Here is a 21,468-nt window from a genome sequence, read left to right on the forward strand (position 1 = left end):
TTTGGTGAAGCCCGCTGAAACAGCCCGCATCAGGCTAGTTGAAAAAGCCTAATTTTAAAGGGTTTTGTTAGTTTCGGCGTGTTTCACCGAATGCCAAAGTATAGACGTGTGGTCCTGGCCGTCGTTGCTACGGTCAAGTGCTTTGCGAATGCGGCAGTCGCGTCAACCGGTGCGGTGCTGGTGACTTTTGCAAGCGTGAGGGAGGCCAGAAGGAACTCGGCTCCCGGGAGAGCACGGCATAAGCCGTCCAACCACTGCGCAGGGAAAATAAATAGGCGCATGGAGTTCTGTAGAGCGACGTGCAGTTCGCATCCCATTGATCCCGCGCGCAATATCCCCATAACGTGTCATACGCCTTCATGGGCCTCTACAGACACGATCGCGACACTTCGCGAGAACGGGGACACGAATTACATGGCACGCAAAGTCAGCTTCAGTGCGCTGGAAAGCCGCAGCGCGCGGCTGCGATTAAAGATTCGCCGCAGGCCTTACAGTGGCCCGTCGCTCGCGCGCGGAATCGCGCTGATGTACAGGCGCAACAAGACCAACGGCACATGGGTGCTTAAGGTCAGCGACGGCCATGGCGCTTACTGGACCAAGAGCTTTGCGTTGGCCGACGATTTCGAGGATGCCGACGCCAGGAACGTGTTGACGTTCCACGAGGCGCAGGATGCGGCGAAGAAGCTGGCGCGCAGCGATGACGGTAGCGCCAGCAACGCACCGATCACTGTTGACGGTGCGCTCAAGGACTACAAGCGCGATCTTGAGGCCCGCGCAGCCAATCCTTACAACGCAGAGCATCCGCGCCTGCATCTCACGCCGGCGCTGTTGTCGAAGCCGGTGGCGCTGCTCGCGGCGATCGAACTGAAGAAGTGGCGCGACGGCCTGCTTGGCACGATGGCGCCGGCCACGATCAATCGGCTCTGCCGCTGCGTTTGCGCTGCGCTGGAACTGGCGGCGCAGCATGACCAGCGCGTCAAGAACCGTGAGGCATGGGAAATTGGTCTTGCCAATCTGCCTAACGCGCAGGAGGCGAGAAACGTGATCCTGCCGGACAACAAGGTGCACGAATTCGTCGCCGCCGCTTACGGACTCGATCATCAATTCGGACTGCTGACCGACACACTGGCGAACACTGGCGCGCGCCCCAGTCAGGCGGTCCGGCTTCGCGTCGAGGATCTGCAGGATCATCCGGTGCGGCCGAAATTGATGATGCCGAAGTCTGCCAAGGGCGGCGGCAGAAATCGCAGTGCGAAAAAGGCCGAGCGCTACAGCGTGCCGATTACGGTCCAGTTGGCTGTACGGCTCAAGCTGGCGGCTAGAGGTCGTGCAGCCGATGCTCAGCTGCTGTTGCAAAGCAACGGCAGTCCCTGGAACAACAATCCGCGCGAGAACTATCATCGCCAAGTGGACAAGGCCGTTACCGCCATTGGGCTCGATCCCGCCGAGGTGACGATGTACTGCCTGCGCCACTCGAGCATCGTCCGCATGCTGCTGCGAAATGTGCCGATCAGGCTGGTGGCGTCGCTGCACAACACCAGCGTAGCGATGATCGAAAAGCATTACTCGAGGTACATCACCGAGCATTCCATCGACGACATCGCGCGCGTCGGGTTGTTGTCGGAACCTGCGCCAGCCGCTGACAACATGGTTGCATGATGCACTCGGAGTTGAGGTCGACATAAACTTCGAAACGTTCGTAACCAATGCCACGGGTCCTTGAAGTCCGCCGACAAGCGGATTTGCAGGGGCGCGGCAAACGAGGGCTATATCGGTCCAAGCCGAGCTCGGAGCTGAGCTAGACCCGGCGATGCAAATGAGCCACTTAGCTTCGCCGAGGCCCTATTTTCGCAGTTTTCTGGTATTTACAGGCGAGATTTTCTGTTTAGGTTTCTGGGTCACCAAATTGCCTGAGGTGACGCGATGTTCCTGACTAAGCCCCAAAACGAAGTGAAAGACGATGCGCCGACCGACGAGGAGATCGCGGCCGGGCTCTACAGCTACGCTGATCTGGAAGCGCGCGGCATCGTTCGTGATCGATCGGATTTGCGCCGCAAGCAACTGCGGTACGGTTTTCCGTGGCCGATCAAAACCGGGGAACGCCAAGCGCCGTTCCTGAAAACCCGCGTGCATGCTTGGGTTAAGCGCCGCGCGGCGCTGTCCGATAAGTCTTCCGCAAAATAGAGAGGCCGGCACCTTTGGCGAGGCGCCGGCCGGGAACACATGAATAGGGGCATCGAGAGCCCTACTATAGTTCCGATCTTCGCATTCGCCAAGCGGTGCCAGCCCTAATCGAGGTGCTGAGCATGCCGAAATCCCGCACCCAGTTCGCTGCCGACCGGCCGCGACCTCCAATGCCGCGCTTGGCGCTCAGCATCGCCGAGTTTTGCGCCGCCCACGGCATCAGTGCGGGATTCTTCTACAAGCTGAAAAAGAAGGGTGAAGGCCCGCGCGAGATGAAAGTCGGCGCGCGCACGCTGATCACGCTGGAATCCGCGGCCGAATGGCGTCGTGAGCGCGAAAGTGCCACGCAGGGTGACCTGCCATGGCGGTAACCGTGGACGAGTGCCTGCACGGGCTTCCGCATTCGGCCTGCCGACGCTGCAATGGAAACGATCCTCTCGCCCCGGGCGTTCCTTCGCAGCTCGTCATCCAAGTGAATACAGCCAACGACGAATCGATCGGTGTCGCCGAGCTCAAGGCCTCCAATGCGAATGTTGCGGCGGAGAAGGCGCGTGACGCATCGGAAGGATTGGGGAAGAGGGCAACCGAGACTATCACTGCTGCGAAGAACGCGCCGACAGTTTTGCCTTTCGGGCAAGGGGAAGCCGGTAAAGGCGGCGAAGGCGGTGCTTTTCGGATTACCAACGCTGAGTTCATTGCGGCGGTTATCGCGGAACTACCCCACGGTGCCTTTGCAGCCGTATGCTCGAAGCCTGGCAACCCGAATCTGGGCGGATGGGTGGCGCGCAGGGTCGATGGGGTGCCCTCGATCGTTGTGCCAGAGCACAACAACTACCTCGGCTGCTCAAGTTTCTATGCTGGTGAAGACGGGTCGTTCAAGGCCCGCAAAGCGCAGTTTGCCGCCTGCCATTTCCTGCTGCTCGATGACCTGGGCACCAAGGTGCCGCTGGATCGGCTGGGTGATTTTGAATTGTCCTGGCTGATCGAGACCAGCCCTGAAAATTATCAGGGCGGTATTATCCTCAACTCCGCGATCACCGATGGCGCGGTTGCCGTGCGTTTGCTCAATTCGGTGATCGACGCGGGTCTGTGCGACGCAGGGGCTAGGGGGCCGTTGAGCCGCTGGGCACGGTTGCCGGTGGCCATCAACGGCAAACCGAAATACGCGGACGAGGCCGGCGTTCCGTTCCGGTGCCGCCTGATCGAATGGCGGCCTGGCAAGCGCTACTCGCCACAGGAGATTGTGGATCGGCTAGAATTGGAACTCGTCCCCACCGGACGGCCGAAGAAGAAGCCTGCAAAGGCTTCTGCGCCATTCACCAGGGTTCCGCTCCGCTCTGGCCACGACGCGGACGACGTCTTGACTCCGAAGGCGGAGGAGAACCCGGTCATTACGGCGCTCAAGGCGCGGGGGCTTTACAAGACCCCCTTGGGGTCCGGCAAGCACGACATGACGTGTCCGTGGGTCCATGAGCACACCGATGAATTGGACACGGCGGCGGGCTATTTTGAGCCAGACGAGTCCTTTCCCATTGGCGGTTTTTGCTGCCAGCATTCGCACCGTGACAATTTCCATATTCTGGCGCTGCTCGACTTCATCGGTGTGCCCGTCGCCGAAGCCCGGCATAAGCCGGTCATTCGTGTCGTGGCCGGTGACCTGCACCGCGTCGTGGACGCCGCCGAACAGGAACTGGCGAACCGCGAGCGGCACTACCAGGCAGGAAGCTTGATTGTCTCGGTCGCGACTAATCCTACCAGCGGTGATCCGTCGATTGTGCCGACCAGCGCACCGGCGCTGACGCGCGAGTTGTCAGTCGCGGCGACATGGGAGAAATATGACGGCAGAGCGAAGGACTGGGTGCGCTGCGATCCGCCGGCACGACACATGGGCATCCTGTTCGATGCACAGAACTATCGCTACTTGCCGCCCCTGGCGGGCGTGGCGCGGCAACCGTATTTCCGTGAATCGGACGGCGAACTCGTCAAGCAGCCTGGTTATGACAAAACCGCACAGCGGTTCGGCGTGTTCGATGCGCGGCATTTCGTAATCCCTGACGCGACACCTGATGCGGCTCGCGCGGCACTGACCCTGCTGGAAGAGTTGCTCACCGAATTCCACTTCCTGGCCGCCCACGATAAGGCTGCTGCTCTGGCAGCCATCTTCACCGCCGTGGTGCGCCCGACGTTGCCACATGCGCCTGCATTTCACGTCCGAGCGCCGATATTTGGAAGCGGTAAGACCTACCTTTGCGAACTGATCGGTGCCTTCTCCGGGCCGGGCGGCAACGCCAAGGTGAGCTATCCCAAGACCTCGGAGGAAGCGACCAAGGTCATTCTGTCCTTGTTGTTAACGAGCCCGGCCTGCGTCGAGTTCGACGACATGGACACCGACTGGATTCCGCACGGCATCATCAAGAGGATGCTCACGGCGGAGACGATTACGGATCGAATCCTCGGGGTGAGCAAGACGGCGACGGTCAGCACGCGCGCCCTGTTTCTCGGATCCGGAAATAACGTCGGTCCGGTCCGCGATCTGCTGCGACGCGTACTGACGATCCATCTCGACCCTCGCTGCCCGACACCAGCGACGATGACCTACAAAGGCGCTCCAGTCGATAAGGTGCGCCAGCGGCGCGGCGCTTACGTAGCCGCCGTGCTGACGATCATTCAGGCGTGGCGCAGGGCAGGTTCGCCTCGTGCTCCGGCTGATAGCATTGTCACTTACAGCGGCGCGTGGTCGGACTATTGTAGGTATCCGTTGATGTGGCTCGGATACCCCGATCCGGCGACGGCGCTATTCGAACAGATCCGTCACGATCCGGATGGTGATGCCCTCAGCGGCCTGATGCAAGAATGGCATGCCGTATTCGGTGAAAGTGCCACGACCGTGCGCAAGGCGGTTGAGGCGGCGAAGAGTTACCCCAATCTGCTCGATGCAATGCGCGAATTCCCGGTGGAGGAGCGCGGCGAGATCAACCGTTCGAAGCTGGGCTGGCTGTTGAAGAAGAATGCCGACCGGATCGTTGGGGGATTTAAGTTTCAACGGACCGAAGCGGACGGGCGCGCCGCCTGGCGTGTGGTGCCCGCTAGATCACCGCCTTTACCGCCTTTTCCGCCTTCCGCTCCATCGGCTGAAGAAACTGTCGCGGGGTGGAGTACGCGGCTATGAGCGCGGTCGAGGCTCTCAAGGCGGCCCGGGCCGCCGGTATAGAACTCGCACTCGATGGCGACGATCTCGCGTTGAGGGGAACCTCGGCACCGCCGACCGCCGTTCTCGATGCACTTTCCCGGCATAAGGCCGAGGTCGTGGCACTGCTCCGGCCCGGTGACGGATGGTCGGCTGAGGACTGGCAAGTTTACTTTAATGAACGGGCGGGCATTGCCGAGTTCGATGGCGGACTGCCGCGGGCGCCCGCCGAGGCTCGCGCCTTTGAATGCTGCGTTGTCGAATGGCTGAACCGCCATCCGGTCTGCTCTCCGCGTGGCCGCTGTCTCGAATGCGGTGCCAGCGAGGACACCTACGACGAGCTGCTGCCGTATGGCACCGAACCGACCGGTCACGCCTGGCTGCATTCGCGCTGCTGGGCAGCATGGCATGCGGATCGGAAGGCGACGGTAGCCGCCGCCTTATCGCTGACCCTAGGGGCTGGCTAATGGGCAAGCGATCCAACTTCGAGCGCCGCGAGGCTGATTTCTACCCGACGCCACTCGATGCGGTGGTGCCGCTGATCCCGTACCTTAGTAGCGTCAAGAGCTTTGCCGAGCCCTGTGCGGGCAATGGCGACCTTGTCCGGCATCTGGAATCTTTCGGGCTGGCTTGCGTCTACAGCGGCGACATCCGCAGCGGTCAGGATGCGCTTGCGCTCGACCATTACGGCGCAGCCGACGTGATCATCACGAACCCGCCTTGGTCTCGCAACCTGATGCACAGGCTGATCGCGCACTTCCAGAGCATCCGGCCGACTTGGCTGCTTCTGGATGCGGATTGGGCGCACACCAAACAGGCAGCACCCTTTTTGCCCTATGCCACGGACATAGTGGCAATCGGCCGGGTCAAATGGATTGAGGGCTCCAAGCACACCGGCAAGGAGAATTGCGCTTGGTATCGATTCTCAGTCGATCATGCCGGGGGACCGATCTTTCACCCGAAGGGGTCAACGCCGGAATTACGATTCCGGCTGTGTGAACACTGCCGGAATGCTTACGAGCCACAGCGATCCAGTTCGCGGTTCTGTTCCGAGAGGTGTAGGCAGCGCGCCCATCGCAACAGGCTTCGCGTGACATCTAGCGTGACAGCCGCTCGACCGGGTTCCTCCGCAGTGTGCCGCTACGTCCGGCATGCCGACGTTGCGAGGTTTGAGGCGGATGGCTGGGAGCGCCTGCCTCCGCTCGATCACACCCGGTCGGCGCTGATGCGACGGCGCGATCGGGATTGAAACCGCACCCGGCCGGCTGCCGGGCAACACCTAGGAGACAAAACCATGGACACTACCGATCTCGCTCGGCGACTGTATAACATGTGCGTCACCGCGAGCCCCCCTTGGTTTGCGGCGGATGATTGGTTGAAGTTCAAGCTTGAGCATCACATGGAGCCCTCGCAATGCGAAGCGGTGTTGGTGCTGACTATCCGGCGCCTGTGCAGCGCGGCGACCGATTTGCAATTGGAACATGACCAACTGGCCCGATCGCGTCGGCCAATGACGGCACGGGACATCCGTGATGCACTGCTGAAAGAGCGCGCTCGAACGGGGGCGACGCTGGACAATGTCATCTCCGACATCGTTGAATCGCAGTTTGGGGATGTCCCGTTCGATATTGTTCAGCGTGGCATCTGCCTCGCGAAGCGCGGCCTCGAGCGTCAGATGGAGTTTGAGGACGATCCGCCGTTCTGAACCTTTGGTTCATTGATCGGGGGGCATATTGCCCCCCGGTAACAACCCGAGCGGAGCATCGATTTTCGCATTCATTTCCTACCGACCGGCGGCCACCGTCGGGCAATCAACTGTGGGCGAAAACAAGCTTCAATGACCGGTACCGGAGTCCCAGCCTGATCAAATCCGGACCTATACCCCGGTATCTCCCCACCCCCCGCTGAACGATTCCGATCCGTTCACGGGAGGTGGGCCTCAATCTGCGAGGCGACTGCGCACGTTGATGACCGCGCGCGCCGTCCACTTGCCGCCACGAGCGGTGCGAACGCCGCGACGATTAAGTTCATGTGCGCTGGCGTTGGCGCTTAGCCCGGCGAGTTCGCCTTGCAACATCGGACGAATCAGTTTGGCGAACTGGTCCGCTTGTTCACGGACCGCAGCACCGGACTTGGCGGCGGCGGCGGCGGCGGCGGCGGGATCGTTGAAGGTCAGCGTTTCCGGGCGCGGATTGCCGAGTTTGACGCCTTGCGCCTTCTTGGCGGCCAGCGCGTCTTTTGTGCGTTGGCTGAGGGCCTCGCGCTCCTGTTCGGCGACCATTGCCATGATACCGACCATCATGCGGTTGGCTTCCGGCATGTCGAGCGCGACGAAATCGATCCCGGCATCGCGTAGGCTCAGCAGGAACACCGGATCACGCGACAGACGATCAAGCCGCGAAATGATCAGTTTAGCCTTGTAGCGACGGCAAGCATCCAGTGCCCGCTGCAATGCCGGCCGGTTCTTGTCGCTCTTGCCGGATTCGATCTCGACGACTTCATCGACCAGCTTCCAGCGGCCGCCGTTGAGCCATGTGGTGACCGCCGTGCGCTGCGCTTCGAGGCCTAGGCCAGATCGAGCCTGCTTACCGGTCGAAACTCTGAGGTAACTGACATACTTGCCGTCGTGTCTGACCATGTCCTGCCTGCATTTGCAAAACACCATATCGAACGTATTGGTGTTTTGCAAATAGCCGACACACGAGGAGGCGCACCTGCCGCGCCATGGGCGGCCGGAGATTCACAGAGGGGCAGCGTGGTTAGGGGCTACCCACTGGCCTGCTGAAATAACGCATGAGTGGTCGCCAGATAGCCTTCTGGAAGCAACGGAGCAAACGATGTCCAATGGTCAGGGGTAGCACAAGCCGACTATTCCGCCCGTGCTCAGGGCGGAATGCCCTGTGCTAATCACCTCGATTGCAACAAGGTGCAGGCTGATCGAAGGGCCTATTTTTTCAGAGCTTCATGTTCGATCAGCAGCGGCTCGGCTTCGCTGCCGGAATCGATGATCTGGCGGATGATGACCCGGATCGGCCCGCCATCCTCGTCAGTGTGCGGCTGGATCGGTCGACCCCAGCCGCGATCCAGCAGGATGCCTGCCGCCGCCACGCGCGCCGCCGGTGGCACGGTCTCTTGGCTGACGATCCCAGCCAACACCTTGACACATAGCGCGGTGTGGCCCCGTGCGAGCGACCGCAGATCAGTTGGGATTTTCTTTCGCGGCAATGGTGTGCGGGGTGAACCTCCCCCTCCTGTTGGCGGCGTCCGGCGCTGCGCGTCACGCGCATACCCTAGCACAAAAAGCGCCCGCCCGACGTAAGATACGCTATTACCGCGCTGGGTTGCTAAGTGCACGGGCGGCGAGGGTGGGCGTGGAAGGTCCCGCGCTCGAGACAGCGCTGGAGACTTACGGAGCGCCCGGCGGATCGCTCTTCATCCGAACGACTGTATGCCGAGCAAGAATAGTGTGCTTTGCGCTTGCTCAGTCAGCTGCCGCGTTGCGAGATGCAATTTTCTTGTTGTCGTTTGCTCGATGTGTTGGGCTCCATCCGCAGGGAAGCGAGGAGGTAGCCTTGACCTTCACGATCCACTCGTCAAAAGACGGAAACGTCCAACAGACGTTGAGAATTAATTCTCGTTCAGCAGTCGAGCGCGCGCTCGCGCTTCACGACGCGGGTTGGGACGTGTACATAACTGACGCGGCTGGTCGTCAATATCAGCCCGAGACCTTTGAAACTCTTGCTGCGCATGGTCCGGCCCTCACGATTGCAGATCAGATGATCCCGCGCGCCAATTTGGAAATGCGCATCTCGCGCCGCGAAGTTCCGTAAATCGACGATTGCACAACTGGACATCAACGGTTGGGCGTGGTGGCTTGCGGCCGACGCGCGTCGTCGTCGACAATCGCACGAACCCCGACAAAGGTCTCTCCCGCCAACCGCCTGTAGCTCCGGCCGGGTCAGTAATCGCCGACTGCCTTGGCTCGCTCCGGTAAGGCGGCTAGATATTGAGGCGATAAGCGCGTTGAGAACGTGGTGTACAACGGCGGTCCGTATAGTGCCGCATCTACGCAGATGGTGGCGGCGCGGCGTTCGACATCAACGTCAAATTCGAGAAAGTGTTCTTTGTCGGCGGCATGCCAGGGTTTTTCTAGCCGCCAGCGCCATTGCGCCAATAGCCCTTACCAAAATCTTCTTCATTGCTTTCCTCAAATCCGCTTCCGTTGACCCCGAAGGGGCTAGGCAGGAATGCCTGCGACTCCAACTGTATTGGTAGATGAGACAAGGCGGAGCGGCCGTAGCGTGGAAACCACACTCGCTAACCAAAACTCGGGCAAAGTCTTAATTTCGCTTAAGAGTTCCATGCGACCGTTTCGTGACACGCGCTGGTATCGACTGCCGGAAACTTAAAGTAACGAGCTGCACGCTGGAAAAGCGGACTTCGCGCAAGAGGGCCGTTCGTGAAAGCATCGTTGTCTTCATCGCGTTAGCGCTGCTTCCATAATTTCATGCACTTGCGCCCATGCCAGGATGGCGTGCCTGGTGCGAACTTTTACAGTTACGATAGATTTGCGTGCAGGGGAGTGAGCGGCCCCGCGCGAAGCCAGCCCCCGCCGGGGCCGCTTTCATTCCTTCTGATCGGGCGGGGTCGTTTCCGTCGTGCCCTTGAGCAGCTCAACTCCTACACAATCACCGGCCCATAGCTTTGTGCCTCGGACCGTTCCAACGAGTTTGCAGCCGGTCTGCTCTTTCGGCTTTGCCTGAACCGCCGGCCTGTTGCCTACCTTTGGGGACGCGCTCTGAGCGAGCGCTGTTGTCGAAAAGCAGATGGCGACGAGAATGAGCAACGACCTGAACGTCATTGTTTGCCTCTCCGACTACCGGAATTCCCGCAGAGCATTCGCGCCCTGCGGGATTGCCGGGCTCCTCAGTATTGATTGCTTGCTCAATCGGCCCGCCCGGTCCATCGCAAAGCTTGCACCGAGCAAATCGGAGCGCGAGTCCAAAGTATGCTCCTCCGAATGAAACAAAAGAGTTGTTGCGACGAAGACACTGTAACATTCGCGACGGGTAGCAAAGGTGCCAGTGAACAACCGGTGAAGCAAAGCCTGAAGCCGAAGACCCCCGACCGGGATGGGTCAAGTAGGCAGGGCATGTACTCAATGCGCAGATTGGAGTCCGCTTCCGGAGGATATTGTTGCAAAACTCTTTTTGGTGCGTCGAACAAAAATTCTTAGAACCACTAATTCGTTTTGCGGGCGCCGACGTGAGGGACCATATCAACTGATCCAAAATCGATCCCCGATCTCCATAATGGCACTGACAACCGCTGCAGCAGCGGAGAGGCCTTGAGATTAGCTTTCGCGATTTTTACGGTTGTTCGATTTTCGACTTTTGCAACAATGTCGATCGATAATTCGGATCAATCAGAAAGACCGTGTTGTTTCAATTGGTTATCGTATTTCTCAAGCGACGTTTCTCGACGGCGAGGCCGCCAGCGATATACGTTCCAGACAAACAGCGCGCACGGGCTTTACACAGGAAAGATCGCAGGGCTTCTGGCTGTGGTTGCAACCTCCCGATCTTCAGGCACTGATCCCTCTCAGGGACGCGATCTAACGCGTTTGGGACGCGCTCTGGTACGTCTGCGGGCCGTGCGCGTCTTCACATGTGCGACGGGACAGACGCCCACCAGGGCGTCCCCTGCGAGTCCGCGCATGCGATCGACCGGATTGCCCTCTTGGGCGCTGGCGGGGTTGTTCGGGCCGTCCTGTGACCTTGGTGTCTGACGAATCCGCTTTCTTCGGTTCACTTTTATACTTTCGCTGCGGAACGGAAACTCAGGCTGCAGCGTTAGTGCGCCAAACTTTGGGGCTGGCGTACCTTGTCCAAGAACCACTACCACGCGCGCGAAGCGGCAGCGGCGCTGCTCAAAATGGCAAAGGCCACCTCCGATCCGGCTGTTGCTGTCGGGCTTATTGAAGCCGCCTCCAAACTTAAAGACGAAGCTGGCGAGCTATCCCCGCCAGTGACCGTCCAACCGCCAGACGTGTACCCCGACGACGTGCAGCCAAAGGAAGATTGAGACAGTGATGACGACGGCGCGAACCTCCCGTGGTCCCATGGTGGGTGGCGGGACGCCCGTTATCGTCGCCTTGCCGCTCTTCGGCTGAACTGCTTCGCCATTAGGCCTCCATGAGGTGCATCATGACACGCGGTCAGTTCTTGCGGATCAATGCTTTGATCTGGGCAATCGCCGCTCTTGGTGTGGCGTCAATCGTATCTCTGATCTGGCGATGACGCTGGGCGCGCGATCTTGACCAATTAGCTCGCTGGTCGGTCTCGGTTGTGGTCGTTCAAAATGCCGATCCGCTCGGCCATCGAAACCAACTCGGGCAAGCTTTGAGCCTGCATCTTCTCCATCACCATGTGGCGATGGGCCTTGATGGTGCGCTCGGTCGCTCCCAGCGTGTGGCCGATCTGCTTGTTGAGTTTGCCGCGAATGACCAGTTCGAAAACCTGCCGCTCGCGCGGCGTCAGCGTCGCGAGGCGAGCGCGAATGCTGTCCAAGGCGCTCTGCTGATCGCGCCATGTTTGCTGATGTGCGAGCGCCTTCTCAATGGCGCGAAGCAGTTCATCGCCTTGTACCGGGTCGTTCGTGAAGAACTGGCGGCGGCGCCCGGCTCAAGCGGTGTTTCGAGCCGGGACGGTCTCGAAGAAGGCTCGGATGATGACACGCAAGAGCTCTGCGAGCCATCGCAGCAGCAGACCGAAGTTATAGCCGGCGGCGGCGAGAACAGCGTTGATGCGGTCGCCGAGGCGTCCCTTGAGATAATTTCTGTCCATGCGGTGCTCGGCCTTGACGTGGCCGATGACAGGCTCGACAGCCGCGCGACGCTTCATCTCGCGACGGATGGAAGCTGTGACGCGGCGGACCTGACCCGAGATCCAGACCCTGAACCGATGCGGGTGGTTGTGACCGCGATATCCTTTGTCGACGTGGATACGGCGAGTCTCCACCCCGGTGAGCTTCTCCATGTCGGCGATTACGGGACCGAGCGTGTGCCCATCGAAGGGATTGCCATGCAGGGCCTTGGCATGGAGCACGAACTGGCCGCCCTTCGGAGACGTCACAGGGGTGGCGATGCTGACCTTGCAGCCGAACTCGTAGGGCGCGCGGGCTTTACCTTTGCCGATGCACTCAACCTCCGGAGCATGTAACGCATAGACCTTCGGACCGCGCTGATGCTGATCCTGGCTGCGCACCTGCTGCGCTAAACCGAGCAACGGGCCGAAGCGAGCTTCCAGCACCGTATCGCCATCAATCTTGCGGCGGATGTCGCGGATGATCCGGCCAAGCCGTGTCCGCAGGAACTTGAGCTGCCGCCGGGCGCGTTTGAACTGGTGGGCGTGGGTATAGCGGCCGGTCATGATGGCGGCGCGCTTGGCCAGGCGCAGATAGCTCTGGCGTAGCGGCACACGGTTGCACTTGGCGAGCCCGACCAGCTTGGTGATTGCTCGATGCAGCAGCCGCGCGTCGGTCGGATGTGCAACCGCCTTGGGCTGCACTGTGGTATCGACGACCACCCGTTCCAGGTCCTTGGGACCGATGGCGCCGGTCTTGTGCGCCACTGAAAGACTTTCCTGGATCAGGGCGACGAGCTGTTCCTCGCCGAGCCGCTGCCGCCAGCGTGTCATCGACGATCGATCGAACGGCAGACGGTGGCAGAAGCTCAATTCGCCGCAGAAGTATTGGTAATAGGGGTTCTCGATCCAGCGAGCGCACAGCACCTCATCTGACAGGTTGTGCATGTGCTTCAAAATGAACAGGCCGGCGACTAGCCGCGTCGGCAAGCCCGGCTGGCCCGACCCTGCTTGGCACACTGAACTGAAGCGCTCATTCAGGATGTTCCAGTCGATCAGCGCTGCCAACCGCACCAGCGGATGACCCATGTCGATGATCTGATCAAGCGCCGGAAGCAACAGGTCTTTCTGGCGATCATCCCTCGGCTTGCTCATCGCATTCCCCAATGTCGACGACGCCGTCAGGGAATCACGAATCGCCCAAAAGCAAAATCCTAAAACGCAAGAAAGCGAGGTCCAACACCCCGCTTTCCTGCAAAATCGAATACTACATCAAGACAAATTCTGCTTATTTCTCAGATCAATCCGCATTCTTCACGGACGACTACCGGCTTGGTGAGGAAGTCGTGCGCACCCGCCTTCAGCGTCCGTACGATGGTCGGGGTGTCAGCATAGCCGGTGAGAAAAATGATCGGCAGCGATGACCCGAGTTCGCTCAGCCGCTTTTGCAGAGCCGGACCGTCCAAGCCGGACATCTGCACGTCGAGAATGATGCAGCCTGGCTCGTTATCGCTCGGTAGCCGGTCGAGCAACTGCTGGGCGGAAGCGTAGGTCGCCACGCTGTACCCGACCTGCTTCAAGCGACGCTCTATCGCCGTCCGGAATGACTGGTCGTCGTCAACGAGATGGATGAGCCCCGGCACAGATCGAGTTCTCCCCGGACGAATGGGTCTAGGTTTCGGGCATTAGACGACGAAAGACCGTCACCGATGCCCCGGTGACGGCTCCTTCTCGCTCACGCACGCAACACCGTGTCCCAGAAAGGACGGGACCGATGATGCTCGGACATGGTGAAGGGAGCGTTAACGACGGGCGCGATGCCACTTCCTCTCGTCGCGAGGGCTAGAGGTGGTGTTACTACCTGATCAACGTGGTGAGGATCGGATAGAATGCCGCCAGCAACCATGACGGCCCGCGTGATGAAGCAGAGCAAGCACCGAGAGTACCGCCGCAACGTGAAGGCCAGAGCCATCGCGCTGAAGGGTGGCCGGTGCGAGCAATGCGGCTTTGCCGACGAACAGGCGCTGCGCTTCCACCACACCAGACCTGTGCGGCGTGGTCGCAACGGGTTGCGCAGGCAGGCTCAGTCATCGACCAAGTCGCATCTCGCTGATGTTCGCGGTGTGGGCAAGGACGCCCGCCTGCTGTGCGCGAACTGCTCCTGCATCGACACGGCACGGGACTGGTCGTTGAGCGTCAGCATCAAGCGAAGCACGAAGCGCGCGTGACAGTCGATGCGGTGACGGTGAGGGACCTCTTGCGGGACGCCATCGGGGCTGGGGTCCTCTCAAGGCGTGAATTCGTGGGGGAACCGCAGAACGGAGCCCTACGATCGTATTCAACCCGGACGAAATCCAGATTGCGTTGCGGAGACGGCACGCCGCGAAACTGTCTGATAGCGGACGCTTATTCGAGCGGTGCTTCGCCCGCCGACTTCATGAGCAGCGCAATGTCGGCCTTCGAGATGGCGAAGCGGGCCGGATCGACCGGCGCTGCGAGCGGGGGCTCGATCAGCCGCCGCATTAGCCATTCGCGGAATTCCTGGCGCTCAAGGCGCAGCGCCGCCTTCAGGCCCGCCTGGAAGAACCGCTCGCGCTGCGCTGGGTTGAGCCGCGCCCATCTCTGCATCGTGGCCTCGAACAGATCACGCGCCATCTCGCGACCTTTTAATAACGAGAATTCGGCGAGTGAAACTCAAAAATCGAAAATTGCAAAGGCTGAAGGGGCGCGGTTCGCGCACCCCGGCGGAAGGGTCCTGTGCCCTAAGGGACACCCAAAAAGCATGGATGAGCAGGGCTGACGAGTTTAGAAGTCGCTTCTAAACCTTGAGTGATCCCGATGGGGACCATGTCCAACCTTGAGGTGCTGATGCTGCTGGCGGTGATGATCACCATCGCGGGCGCGGTGATGCTGACGTGGCGTTGACGACCGGCGGTGCTGCAAATCCGGTGGCAGGCGATCAGGCTGCGCAACCGAGCCACTGATCTTCATCGTCGTGATCGCCGTTGTGGTCGCGGTCGCGGTGATGCTTGCTGGCCCAATCGTTGACCGGCAGCGGAGCGGCGCGCCGCTCCATTGGAAGGTCTGGAGGCCCCGGCGACCGTGCAGATTTGTCACACCGGCTGGAAATGCGCGGTTGTTCCCTCGACCGTCATAATTAGAGCGATCCCGGAGACCTACGATTTTCGGTTCCGGGGACGCAGTAGGGGGATCGTGGAAGTGCCGAAATCAGAAGCAGAAGTGTCAGCCGATCAGCGGGACGAAGCTGACAGGATAGACGATCTTGCTCACGCGCTGGCGGATCACTTCGGTCGCAAGGTCGTGCTGGTGTGGCCAGACGACGAGGAGTAGTGGTTGAGCCCCGCCCAAACAGCCATCATGGTCTCGCCGCGCGGCGGCGTCCTCCCGGCTTTCATCGAACCGTGCCAGCCGTCGGATAGTGGGCGCGCTACGCCAACCCCGTCGCCGCCCTATGCAGCGGCTCCATCAACGAATTCGCCGAGAATGGCTTTGTCAGATAGGCGAGGCACCCGGATTGATACGCAGCCGCGCGAACGGCTGGGCTGTCGTTCCCGGTGATGTAGATGACTGGCACAGAAATGTTCGCTGCTTTGAGACGGTGCCTCACTTCGATACCCGAAACGCCGCCCACGTCGATGTCGAGAATGACACAGGTCACCCCGTCGAAATCGTTGTGATTTGAGAAGGCTTCCGCCGAAGGAAATAGCAAGGTTTCGTAGCCAGACTGCCGCAGCAGTCGCGTTACACTCCGCAGCATTCCGGCGTCGTCATCGACGACAAGAACAAGACCCCGCTCTGGCATGCAGGCCATCTATGAGAAATCCCTTCGCGGGTCAAATGCGATACGCCATCGTTAGCAACAGTCGGAAAACGATGGCTTTGATCCACGTCAACTAGGCGGCAATCGTTCGTTTTGGAACATCTCGCGCTGCCCATGGCGTAGGCGGGCACGTCATCCACCGCAATCTGTAGCGGCTTGCCTGTTCCGCGCGGCCAGTCCCGTCCGAGCGCACGCCGTCCACAAGCCTCCTGCTCGTTAGCAGCCGCAGCACGGGCTGATAACAACCCGTTTTTGCCTGTTCATCGTTTGGTCGAGCCGCTACGGTACTCGGACTGACTCGGGACCCTTGGGGCGGGACGGGAATGCTTTTAGTTGTGGAAGAGACGATCAGATTTTTTTCCGCGTTGGCTGTTAGCCGGAACTTCAAAATGGCGAACATGATCACGCGGGATGCGCTTCCGATCCTTGGCGACCATATTCAACTTCAACAAGTCATTCTGAACCTTGTTGTGAACGGGATGGACGCGATGAAGGACGCCTACCGAAAACCACATCATCAGCATCCGGACTTCGCGCCGTCGATAACATTGCCGAGCTATCTGTCTCGGATCGCAGCTCGGGCATTCCCAAGACAAATGAAAGCGGTGTTTGAGCCGTTTTTCATCAGCAAGACGGAGGGCATGGGCATGGGGTTGTCGATCGCCGCGCACTATTGTTTTGAAGCGCACAGCGGGCAGTATGAGCAGAAAAACGGGATCACGGCGGCGCGATGTTCCGGATCAGACTTCCTCTTGGCTGAACCTACCAAAACAGGACGACGGAGAGCGCAGCCACGCTGGGAACGAGGGTGGCGATCCCCGCCGCTTCGACGGTGAATACCCGTCTTGGGTTAAATGCCATGCGCCATTTTTGGTGGCAGTCGAGCGACAGCGTTAATCTGGATCATGTGCGGCGACCATCACACCCAGCAGCCGCTCCTTCAGCGGCTTCGGGCAACATTGAGCGCAGAATGCCGCTAGGGACAGTTTCGGGTCGTCTCAGCCCTCATGGTTGCACCGCTTAAGCCATCAGCGCGCTAGCAAGTCATTCCGGTCGCACATCTACGGACGGCTCGACGGGTATGGCGGACGGTCGTTCTTGCGACGCACACACCGTTAACTCGTGTCCTACCCGCGCCGCAGGCAGCAGCGACTTCCGTGATCATGCCGTTGGGCGGAGGAGTAATCGGCGCAGGTGTCATGGCTTGCGCCGATACTGCGACCGATAAGGCGAAGCCAGCAATAGCAATCAACCTAATCATTCTGCACCTCCCTTAACCGTCCCTAACCTCCCGACTTCTCACGGCAGGAGATGGGTCCGGCTCTCGTGTGAAAGCAACGCGAGTTTCCGGCGCTGGCCGTTGGAAGGCTTGAGATAGATCAAGGTCTGTCTCGGTTTAAAATGGCGCATATTACTGCGGTGATAGGTAAACTCAGGGTAGGCGTATGGGGCGCTATATTGACGAAATCCTACAGCCTGGCGAAAGGGTGCTGTATTCGACCAACGAACACTGGGTGTACTTTCTGCCTGCAATCGGGGCGTGGATCGCGGCGGTCGCATTTCTGGTGCTGTGGCGCCTGGCCGCCGCCGACGCGCTGATGTTGGTTTGGTTAGTATTGGCGGCGGTCGCTGGGCTTGCGGCATTGTACTGGACGGCGACGGCTTGGTTCCACCGCTGGACCACCGAGACCGACGTTACCAACATGCGGGTCGTCCACAAGACCGGTTTCATCAAGAGGCGGACCTTTGAGATGAGCCTCGACAAAGTTGAGAGCGTCGATGTCAATCAAAGCGTTCTTGGCCGCCTTTTGAACTATGGCGACCTCACCATTCAGGGCGTCGGCGAGGGTACGCAAACCATTTCCACCGTTAATTCGCCTCTCGCATTTCGCAGCGCCATCACGACAAGACCGGTTGGCACGTAAATCGCGGCATGGTTTGACACCCGCCCCCAACAAAAAGCATGCTTCCCGTCGGAATTGTTCCCTTCCGATATGATTGCTGCTGCCCACGCTGTATTATGTTTGTCTTCGCGCTGCTGAGTTACCGTCAGTCGACAATTCGTATATTGTGGGGTGCCTTTGGCAGCACCGATTGACTGACAGTAAGCATCATCCTGCATTGCGAGTTTCTCCGGCCCAGCAATGTTGTCGGCGCGAATGTGAATTGATCTGAAGCAATAGGCTTTGTCTGGTTCGAGGTGCTGATGCGATGGCGTCGATCCGTAAGGAAATTCTGATGCGCATTCCAGCTTTGGCGATCTGGGCAACGATCGCGGTTTTGACCGCCGCACCAACTCAGGCCCAAACATATGGCGGGAATGCACCGATCTGCCTACAACGTTGGTACTGGGGCGGAGGCGAAACTTTCTACTGCGGCTATAGCTCGATGGCGCAGTGCCACGCCAATGCATCGGGCCTCTCCGCCATGTGCGTTACCAATCCATATTTTGCGAACGCACAAGTGCCACGGGAACCAGCCTATCGACGGCCTCGTCGCGCCTACTAGATCGGACAGGGGCGCGACGACTCGGGTTGAGGCGGCCGACGCCCCCGGAGAGGCCCGCCCCTCGATCCGATCTCGCACGAGCCGCATACGCTGGCGCCGAAGCCAAAATCCGCCGGCTGGAGGCCTTCGGCGCTGTAGGTGCATCGATCTGCGACAACCAAACGACTGAACGGGTATAAAATCCGGACAATTCTTGATCTTCAGTGTGACCGCGGCCGTAAAGAGGCCAAACGGACCTGGCGTCCTTTGGCAGCCATCTCACTGTTGTCAGCGCGGGCTACACGACCGACATGAGCTACGATCCATCCACGATAGCCACATTGCGCCGCGCGTTGGACGAGGTGCTGCTTGACGTCCGTTTCCATCAGCGGAAGTCGCCTTCGGCACTTGAAATTGCCGAACATCTCCTGGCGGGTGCCGCGGACAGAAAACGGTACCTAGAGCGCCTGAAATGCTCGGCTTCAAGAAATTAATCGGCGATGCCGCGCGCTTGCCGAGCTAGACTGCATAGCGATCTCAAGACTCTTGCGGGCAGATTTTTGGGGATCGGTAAGGTCGATCGACGGCGACTTTCATTTGACGGCCTTAGTCCTCCTTCGGCGCCACGCGCCACGATCCTCAGCGCATCACCCGGCAGCGGACGTTGCTCGGAGAAGCTGTTAGCCGGGACAAGGCCGCGGTTCTCCGGCTTCAGCCAGGCTCGCCAGTGCGGTGACGGCATTGCGGATGTTGGTGACCGGTGGCCCGCCGAACTTTGGTGGCGGCGGCATGCCCCAGCGCATCATGGCCAGCTCGCGGCCCGTGTCGGTGTTGCGCACCACCGGGTGATCCGGAAACACGACCGGCATCGGCGCGAGGTTGCCGACATAGCGGTTGACGACGCGGAATAGGGCGATGATCGCGGCTTGGTTTGTGGTGATGCTGTAGATGGGGTGATTGCGGTTGCTGCTCGAAAGGCTCAGCCTGGAAGGGAAGCCGGCGAGCCGGTGGCAGCAGGAGCGGGAACATGAAGCACTATGTCGGTCTGGATGTTTCGCTAAAGGAGACGGCTATCTGTGTTGTGGACGAGAATGGCGTCGTCATTCGCGAGGGCAAGGCACTTTCGGAACCGGAGGCTATTGGTGCCTGGCTCAACGAAAGCGGATTGCCCATTGTCAAGATCGGGATTGAGATTGGTGGTCTCGCTCGTTGGCTGTACAGCGAACTGCGTGCTGCCGGCTTACACGCAGTCTGCATCGATCCCCGAAGACTGCGTGGCGTGACTAAGACGATGCCGATTAAGACCGATCGAAACGACGCTCGCGCCATTGCACAGGTAATGCGGGTCGGCTGGTACACCGTTGTTCATATCAAGGGTGACGTGAGCCAGGAGCTACGAATGCTTCTCAACAATCGCAAGACGCTTTTGATCAAGCAGATCGATATCGAGAACGAAATTCGCGGCGTCTTACGCGTCTTCGGCTTAAAGCTATCTGGTCGTATACCTCAAGCGACGTTTGAGCAGCAGACTAATGAACTCACAGATGGCCATCCACGACTCGCGGCGATGCTGCGCCCAATGCTTGTGGCTCGAGCCGCGCTGCGTGAACAGTACGGCGTCCTGCACAAGATGGTACTTGAAATAGTACGCCGCGAACCGACATGTCAGCGGCTCATGACGATACCGGGCGTAGGTGCACTGACGGCAATCACGTTTCTAACAACCATTGATGACCCGGATCGCTTTCAACGCTCCCGCGATGTTGGCGCGCATCTTGGCCTTACGCCACGCAAATACGCATCTGGGGAAACCGATCGGAATGGCGCTATTTCGAGGTGTGGCGATGTGATGCTCAGCACCATACTTTATCAGGCAGCGCTTGCACTTCTAACCCGCACCAAGCGTTGGTCCGCATTGAAAGCTTGGGGTGTAAGGGTGGCCAAGCGACGCGGCCTTCGCCGAGCGGTCGTAGCAGTCGCACGAAAATTAGCGATCGTGATGCATCGGATCTGGGCAGATGGAAGCGAGTTCCGATGGACCCGCGAGGAGGCGACCGCATGATCAATTAGCAATTCAGCGGATCCGCCGAAAAGGCGGGACGACGTCCTGCGAGGACGAGGTCGGGGTGACTGCGCTGCAACCTCTGGGCCTGCAGCACGCGCCTAATAGATAGCAGCTCCCGATCTTCGGACTACCATCGTGAGGCGGCTATGAACGTCGACCTCGTAGACAAGAGCGAGCCTCGCAGGCTGTCGGTAACGAGCTGAACCCTTGTGCCAGCAACCGCAATCAGACAAGAGGTTGCACATGCGCTTTGCGGGCTAACACTTGTTGAAGTCCGTTAGCTTCCGCATGTAGTAGCCCTGCCTCTCAACGGCGAGCTTAATGTCCTCGCTAACGCTCGCTACTTTTTTCTTCTTACGCCATCTACCTGACGCGTCAGGAATTGGCAGACCATTGCGCACAACCAACAGATCACGCTTAGTGTTCAGATACACATCGAGAATATCGCGGGGCGCAGAGATAGCAAGCAACTCCGCCCGGACACGATGGGCAGGCAAGCCGCCACAGATTGCGGTGGATAGCGTGACGGCCCAACAGGCACGAGCGTCTGCAGGTGCTCGCAGCTTGATCCAGATCAAGCCCTGTAGTGAATAGGCAAGCTGAATTGCCATCGGTGCGGCACGACTTCTTCAGACCACGCCGGGAGGGAATTTTTAAAGACTTGGATCCTTCGGGAATTGCTTGAATACTCGTGAACAGCCATGCCCCTGCAGTTCGAGCGTGCCGTCGAGAAGATGGAAATATGGAGCGCGAACAGCGACGGCTATTCTTTCGTGATCAGCTATGAAAGCCCTGCCGTCCCGGCTTTCACGGACGCGCCGGTTATCTGGCGTCGTGGCGT

Annotated in this window: 21 protein-coding genes and 2 pseudogenes; 15 read left to right on the plus strand and 8 right to left on the minus strand. The window is 59.7% G+C overall.

Translation table 11 applies throughout. From position 1 onward, the window contains the following. The first annotated feature begins 414 nt into the window (after positions 1-414). The 7 genes from AB7G19_RS12200 to AB7G19_RS12230 all read left to right on the plus strand — a co-directional run bounded on the left by AB7G19_RS12200 (position 415) and on the right by AB7G19_RS12230 (position 7,076). Positions 415-1,659 (plus strand): site-specific integrase, encoded by a 1,245-nt coding sequence (locus tag AB7G19_RS12200; protein WP_063981898.1) that lies wholly within the window; start codon positions 415-417, stop codon positions 1,657-1,659. A gap of 264 nt (positions 1,660-1,923) precedes the next feature. Then, complete coding sequence (locus AB7G19_RS12205) at positions 1,924-2,184, plus strand: hypothetical protein (protein WP_063981899.1); 261 nt, start codon at positions 1,924-1,926, stop codon at positions 2,182-2,184. A 122-nt stretch (positions 2,185-2,306) separates the two neighbouring features. Continuing rightward, a complete protein-coding gene (locus tag AB7G19_RS12210; RefSeq protein WP_245328584.1) occupies positions 2,307-2,555 on the plus strand; it encodes a hypothetical protein in 249 nt (82 codons plus the stop codon). After that, entirely contained in the window at positions 2,546-5,353 is a 2,808-nt protein-coding gene (locus AB7G19_RS12215; protein WP_187387979.1) for a DNA-primase RepB domain-containing protein, read from the plus strand. The genes AB7G19_RS12210 and AB7G19_RS12215 overlap by 10 nt, the downstream gene beginning before the upstream one ends. Beyond that, positions 5,350-5,838 (plus strand): hypothetical protein, encoded by a 489-nt coding sequence (locus AB7G19_RS12220; RefSeq protein ID WP_063981902.1) that lies wholly within the window; start codon positions 5,350-5,352, stop codon positions 5,836-5,838. Before AB7G19_RS12215 ends, AB7G19_RS12220 begins: the two co-directional genes overlap by 4 nt. Then, a complete protein-coding gene (locus tag AB7G19_RS12225) occupies positions 5,838-6,620 on the plus strand; it encodes a hypothetical protein (protein WP_245328585.1) in 783 nt (260 codons plus the stop codon). The genes AB7G19_RS12220 and AB7G19_RS12225 overlap by 1 nt, the downstream gene beginning before the upstream one ends. 45 nt (positions 6,621-6,665) lie before the next feature. Further along, the gene (locus AB7G19_RS12230) at positions 6,666-7,076 is read left to right on the plus strand and encodes a hypothetical protein (protein ID WP_187387980.1); all 411 of its coding nucleotides are present in this window, start codon (positions 6,666-6,668) and stop codon (positions 7,074-7,076) included. Positions 7,077-7,310: 234 nt separating this feature from the next. On the opposite strand, the gene AB7G19_RS12235 is transcribed toward AB7G19_RS12230, so the two are convergent. After that, positions 7,311-8,060, minus strand: a complete 750-nt coding sequence (locus tag AB7G19_RS12235; RefSeq protein ID WP_245328587.1) for a recombinase family protein — start codon at positions 8,058-8,060, stop codon at positions 7,311-7,313. Between the two features lie 257 nt (positions 8,061-8,317). Next, positions 8,318-8,524, minus strand: coding sequence for a hypothetical protein (locus AB7G19_RS12240; protein WP_187387981.1), 207 nt, complete (start codon positions 8,522-8,524; stop codon positions 8,318-8,320). A 419-nt stretch (positions 8,525-8,943) separates the two neighbouring features. On the opposite strand from AB7G19_RS12240, the gene AB7G19_RS12245 reads away from it, so the two are divergent. Then, positions 8,944-9,201: a hypothetical protein gene (locus AB7G19_RS12245; RefSeq protein WP_135217021.1), complete on the plus strand. Its 258-nt coding sequence runs from the start codon at positions 8,944-8,946 to the stop codon at positions 9,199-9,201. Between the two features lie 2,053 nt (positions 9,202-11,254). Continuing rightward, positions 11,255-11,455 (plus strand): hypothetical protein, encoded by a 201-nt coding sequence (locus AB7G19_RS12250; RefSeq protein WP_283017265.1) that lies wholly within the window; start codon positions 11,255-11,257, stop codon positions 11,453-11,455. 239 nt (positions 11,456-11,694) lie between these two features. Here the strand turns inward: AB7G19_RS12250 and AB7G19_RS12255 are convergent, their stop codons facing one another. From AB7G19_RS12255 to AB7G19_RS12265, 3 genes and pseudogenes are all read right to left on the minus strand, one after another. After that, positions 11,695-11,940, minus strand: coding sequence for a response regulator transcription factor (locus tag AB7G19_RS12255; protein ID WP_346283376.1), 246 nt, complete (start codon positions 11,938-11,940; stop codon positions 11,695-11,697). A gap of 114 nt (positions 11,941-12,054) precedes the next feature. Next, the gene (locus AB7G19_RS12260) at positions 12,055-13,389 is read right to left on the minus strand and encodes an IS5 family transposase (protein ID WP_063982113.1); all 1,335 of its coding nucleotides are present in this window, start codon (positions 13,387-13,389) and stop codon (positions 12,055-12,057) included. Between the two features lie 170 nt (positions 13,390-13,559). Beyond that, positions 13,560-13,877: pseudogene (locus tag AB7G19_RS12265) on the minus strand (response regulator transcription factor); the annotation flags it as partial. Positions 13,878-14,123: 246 nt separating this feature from the next. Between AB7G19_RS12265 and AB7G19_RS12270 the strand changes: the two are divergent. Further along, the gene (locus AB7G19_RS12270) at positions 14,124-14,462 is read left to right on the plus strand and encodes a hypothetical protein (RefSeq protein ID WP_135217019.1); all 339 of its coding nucleotides are present in this window, start codon (positions 14,124-14,126) and stop codon (positions 14,460-14,462) included. A gap of 178 nt (positions 14,463-14,640) precedes the next feature. Here the strand turns inward: AB7G19_RS12270 and AB7G19_RS12275 are convergent, their stop codons facing one another. After that, complete coding sequence (locus AB7G19_RS12275; protein ID WP_063981910.1) at positions 14,641-14,889, minus strand: hypothetical protein; 249 nt, start codon at positions 14,887-14,889, stop codon at positions 14,641-14,643. Positions 14,890-15,447: 558 nt separating this feature from the next. Between AB7G19_RS12275 and AB7G19_RS12280 the strand changes: the two genes are divergently transcribed. Further along, on the plus strand, positions 15,448-15,585 hold the full coding sequence (locus AB7G19_RS12280; RefSeq protein ID WP_283017264.1) for a hypothetical protein: 138 nt from the start codon (positions 15,448-15,450) through the stop codon (positions 15,583-15,585). 97 nt (positions 15,586-15,682) lie between these two features. Here the strand turns inward: AB7G19_RS12280 and AB7G19_RS12285 are convergent, their stop codons facing one another. Then, on the minus strand, positions 15,683-16,066 hold the full coding sequence (locus AB7G19_RS12285; protein ID WP_346283375.1) for a response regulator transcription factor: 384 nt from the start codon (positions 16,064-16,066) through the stop codon (positions 15,683-15,685). A 398-nt stretch (positions 16,067-16,464) separates the two neighbouring features. On the opposite strand from AB7G19_RS12285, the gene AB7G19_RS12290 reads away from it, so the two are divergent. The 3 genes from AB7G19_RS12290 (at position 16,465) to AB7G19_RS12300 (ending at position 18,583) form a co-directional block, all read left to right on the plus strand. Continuing rightward, complete coding sequence (locus AB7G19_RS12290; protein WP_187387982.1) at positions 16,465-16,911, plus strand: hypothetical protein; 447 nt, start codon at positions 16,465-16,467, stop codon at positions 16,909-16,911. A 609-nt stretch (positions 16,912-17,520) separates the two neighbouring features. Continuing rightward, positions 17,521-18,000: a PH domain-containing protein gene (locus tag AB7G19_RS12295; protein ID WP_283017263.1), complete on the plus strand. Its 480-nt coding sequence runs from the start codon at positions 17,521-17,523 to the stop codon at positions 17,998-18,000. Between the two features lie 313 nt (positions 18,001-18,313). Further along, positions 18,314-18,583 (plus strand): DUF3551 domain-containing protein, encoded by a 270-nt coding sequence (locus AB7G19_RS12300; RefSeq protein ID WP_283018916.1) that lies wholly within the window; start codon positions 18,314-18,316, stop codon positions 18,581-18,583. Positions 18,584-19,214: 631 nt separating this feature from the next. Here AB7G19_RS12300 and AB7G19_RS12305 read toward each other — a convergent pair. After that, positions 19,215-19,512: pseudogene (locus tag AB7G19_RS12305) on the minus strand (SOS response-associated peptidase); the annotation flags it as partial. A 77-nt stretch (positions 19,513-19,589) separates the two neighbouring features. On the opposite strand from AB7G19_RS12305, the gene AB7G19_RS12310 reads away from it, so the two are divergent. Then, a complete protein-coding gene (locus tag AB7G19_RS12310; RefSeq protein WP_063981913.1) occupies positions 19,590-20,624 on the plus strand; it encodes an IS110 family transposase in 1,035 nt (344 codons plus the stop codon). Positions 20,625-21,468 lie beyond the last annotated feature (844 nt).

Source organism: Bradyrhizobium sp. 215_C5_N1_1, assembly GCF_052075935.1.
Lineage (GTDB): Bacteria > Pseudomonadota > Alphaproteobacteria > Rhizobiales > Xanthobacteraceae > Bradyrhizobium > Bradyrhizobium barranii.

Bases quoted from the DNA above. Each gene is read 5' to 3' on its own strand.
- AB7G19_RS12200 (WP_063981898.1), top strand. From the start codon at position 415: ATGGCACGCAAAGTCAGCTTCAGTGCGCTGGAAAGCCGCAGCGCGCGG.
- AB7G19_RS12205 (WP_063981899.1), top strand. From the start codon at position 1,924: ATGTTCCTGACTAAGCCCCAAAACGAAGTGAAAGACGATGCGCCGACC.
- AB7G19_RS12210 (WP_245328584.1), top strand. From the start codon at position 2,307: ATGCCGAAATCCCGCACCCAGTTCGCTGCCGACCGGCCGCGACCTCCA.
- AB7G19_RS12215 (WP_187387979.1), top strand. From the start codon at position 2,546: ATGGCGGTAACCGTGGACGAGTGCCTGCACGGGCTTCCGCATTCGGCC.
- AB7G19_RS12220 (WP_063981902.1), top strand. From the start codon at position 5,350: ATGAGCGCGGTCGAGGCTCTCAAGGCGGCCCGGGCCGCCGGTATAGAA.
- AB7G19_RS12225 (WP_245328585.1), top strand. From the start codon at position 5,838: ATGGGCAAGCGATCCAACTTCGAGCGCCGCGAGGCTGATTTCTACCCG.
- AB7G19_RS12230 (WP_187387980.1), top strand. From the start codon at position 6,666: ATGGACACTACCGATCTCGCTCGGCGACTGTATAACATGTGCGTCACC.
- AB7G19_RS12260 (WP_063982113.1), bottom strand. From the start codon at position 13,389: ATGAGCAAGCCGAGGGATGATCGCCAGAAAGACCTGTTGCTTCCGGCG.
- AB7G19_RS12270 (WP_135217019.1), top strand. From the start codon at position 14,124: ATGCCGCCAGCAACCATGACGGCCCGCGTGATGAAGCAGAGCAAGCAC.
- AB7G19_RS12275 (WP_063981910.1), bottom strand. From the start codon at position 14,889: ATGGCGCGTGATCTGTTCGAGGCCACGATGCAGAGATGGGCGCGGCTC.
- AB7G19_RS12285 (WP_346283375.1), bottom strand. From the start codon at position 16,066: ATGGCCTGCATGCCAGAGCGGGGTCTTGTTCTTGTCGTCGATGACGAC.
- AB7G19_RS12290 (WP_187387982.1), top strand. From the start codon at position 16,465: ATGGCGAACATGATCACGCGGGATGCGCTTCCGATCCTTGGCGACCAT.
- AB7G19_RS12295 (WP_283017263.1), top strand. From the start codon at position 17,521: ATGGGGCGCTATATTGACGAAATCCTACAGCCTGGCGAAAGGGTGCTG.
- AB7G19_RS12300 (WP_283018916.1), top strand. From the start codon at position 18,314: ATGCGCATTCCAGCTTTGGCGATCTGGGCAACGATCGCGGTTTTGACC.
- AB7G19_RS12310 (WP_063981913.1), top strand. From the start codon at position 19,590: ATGAAGCACTATGTCGGTCTGGATGTTTCGCTAAAGGAGACGGCTATC.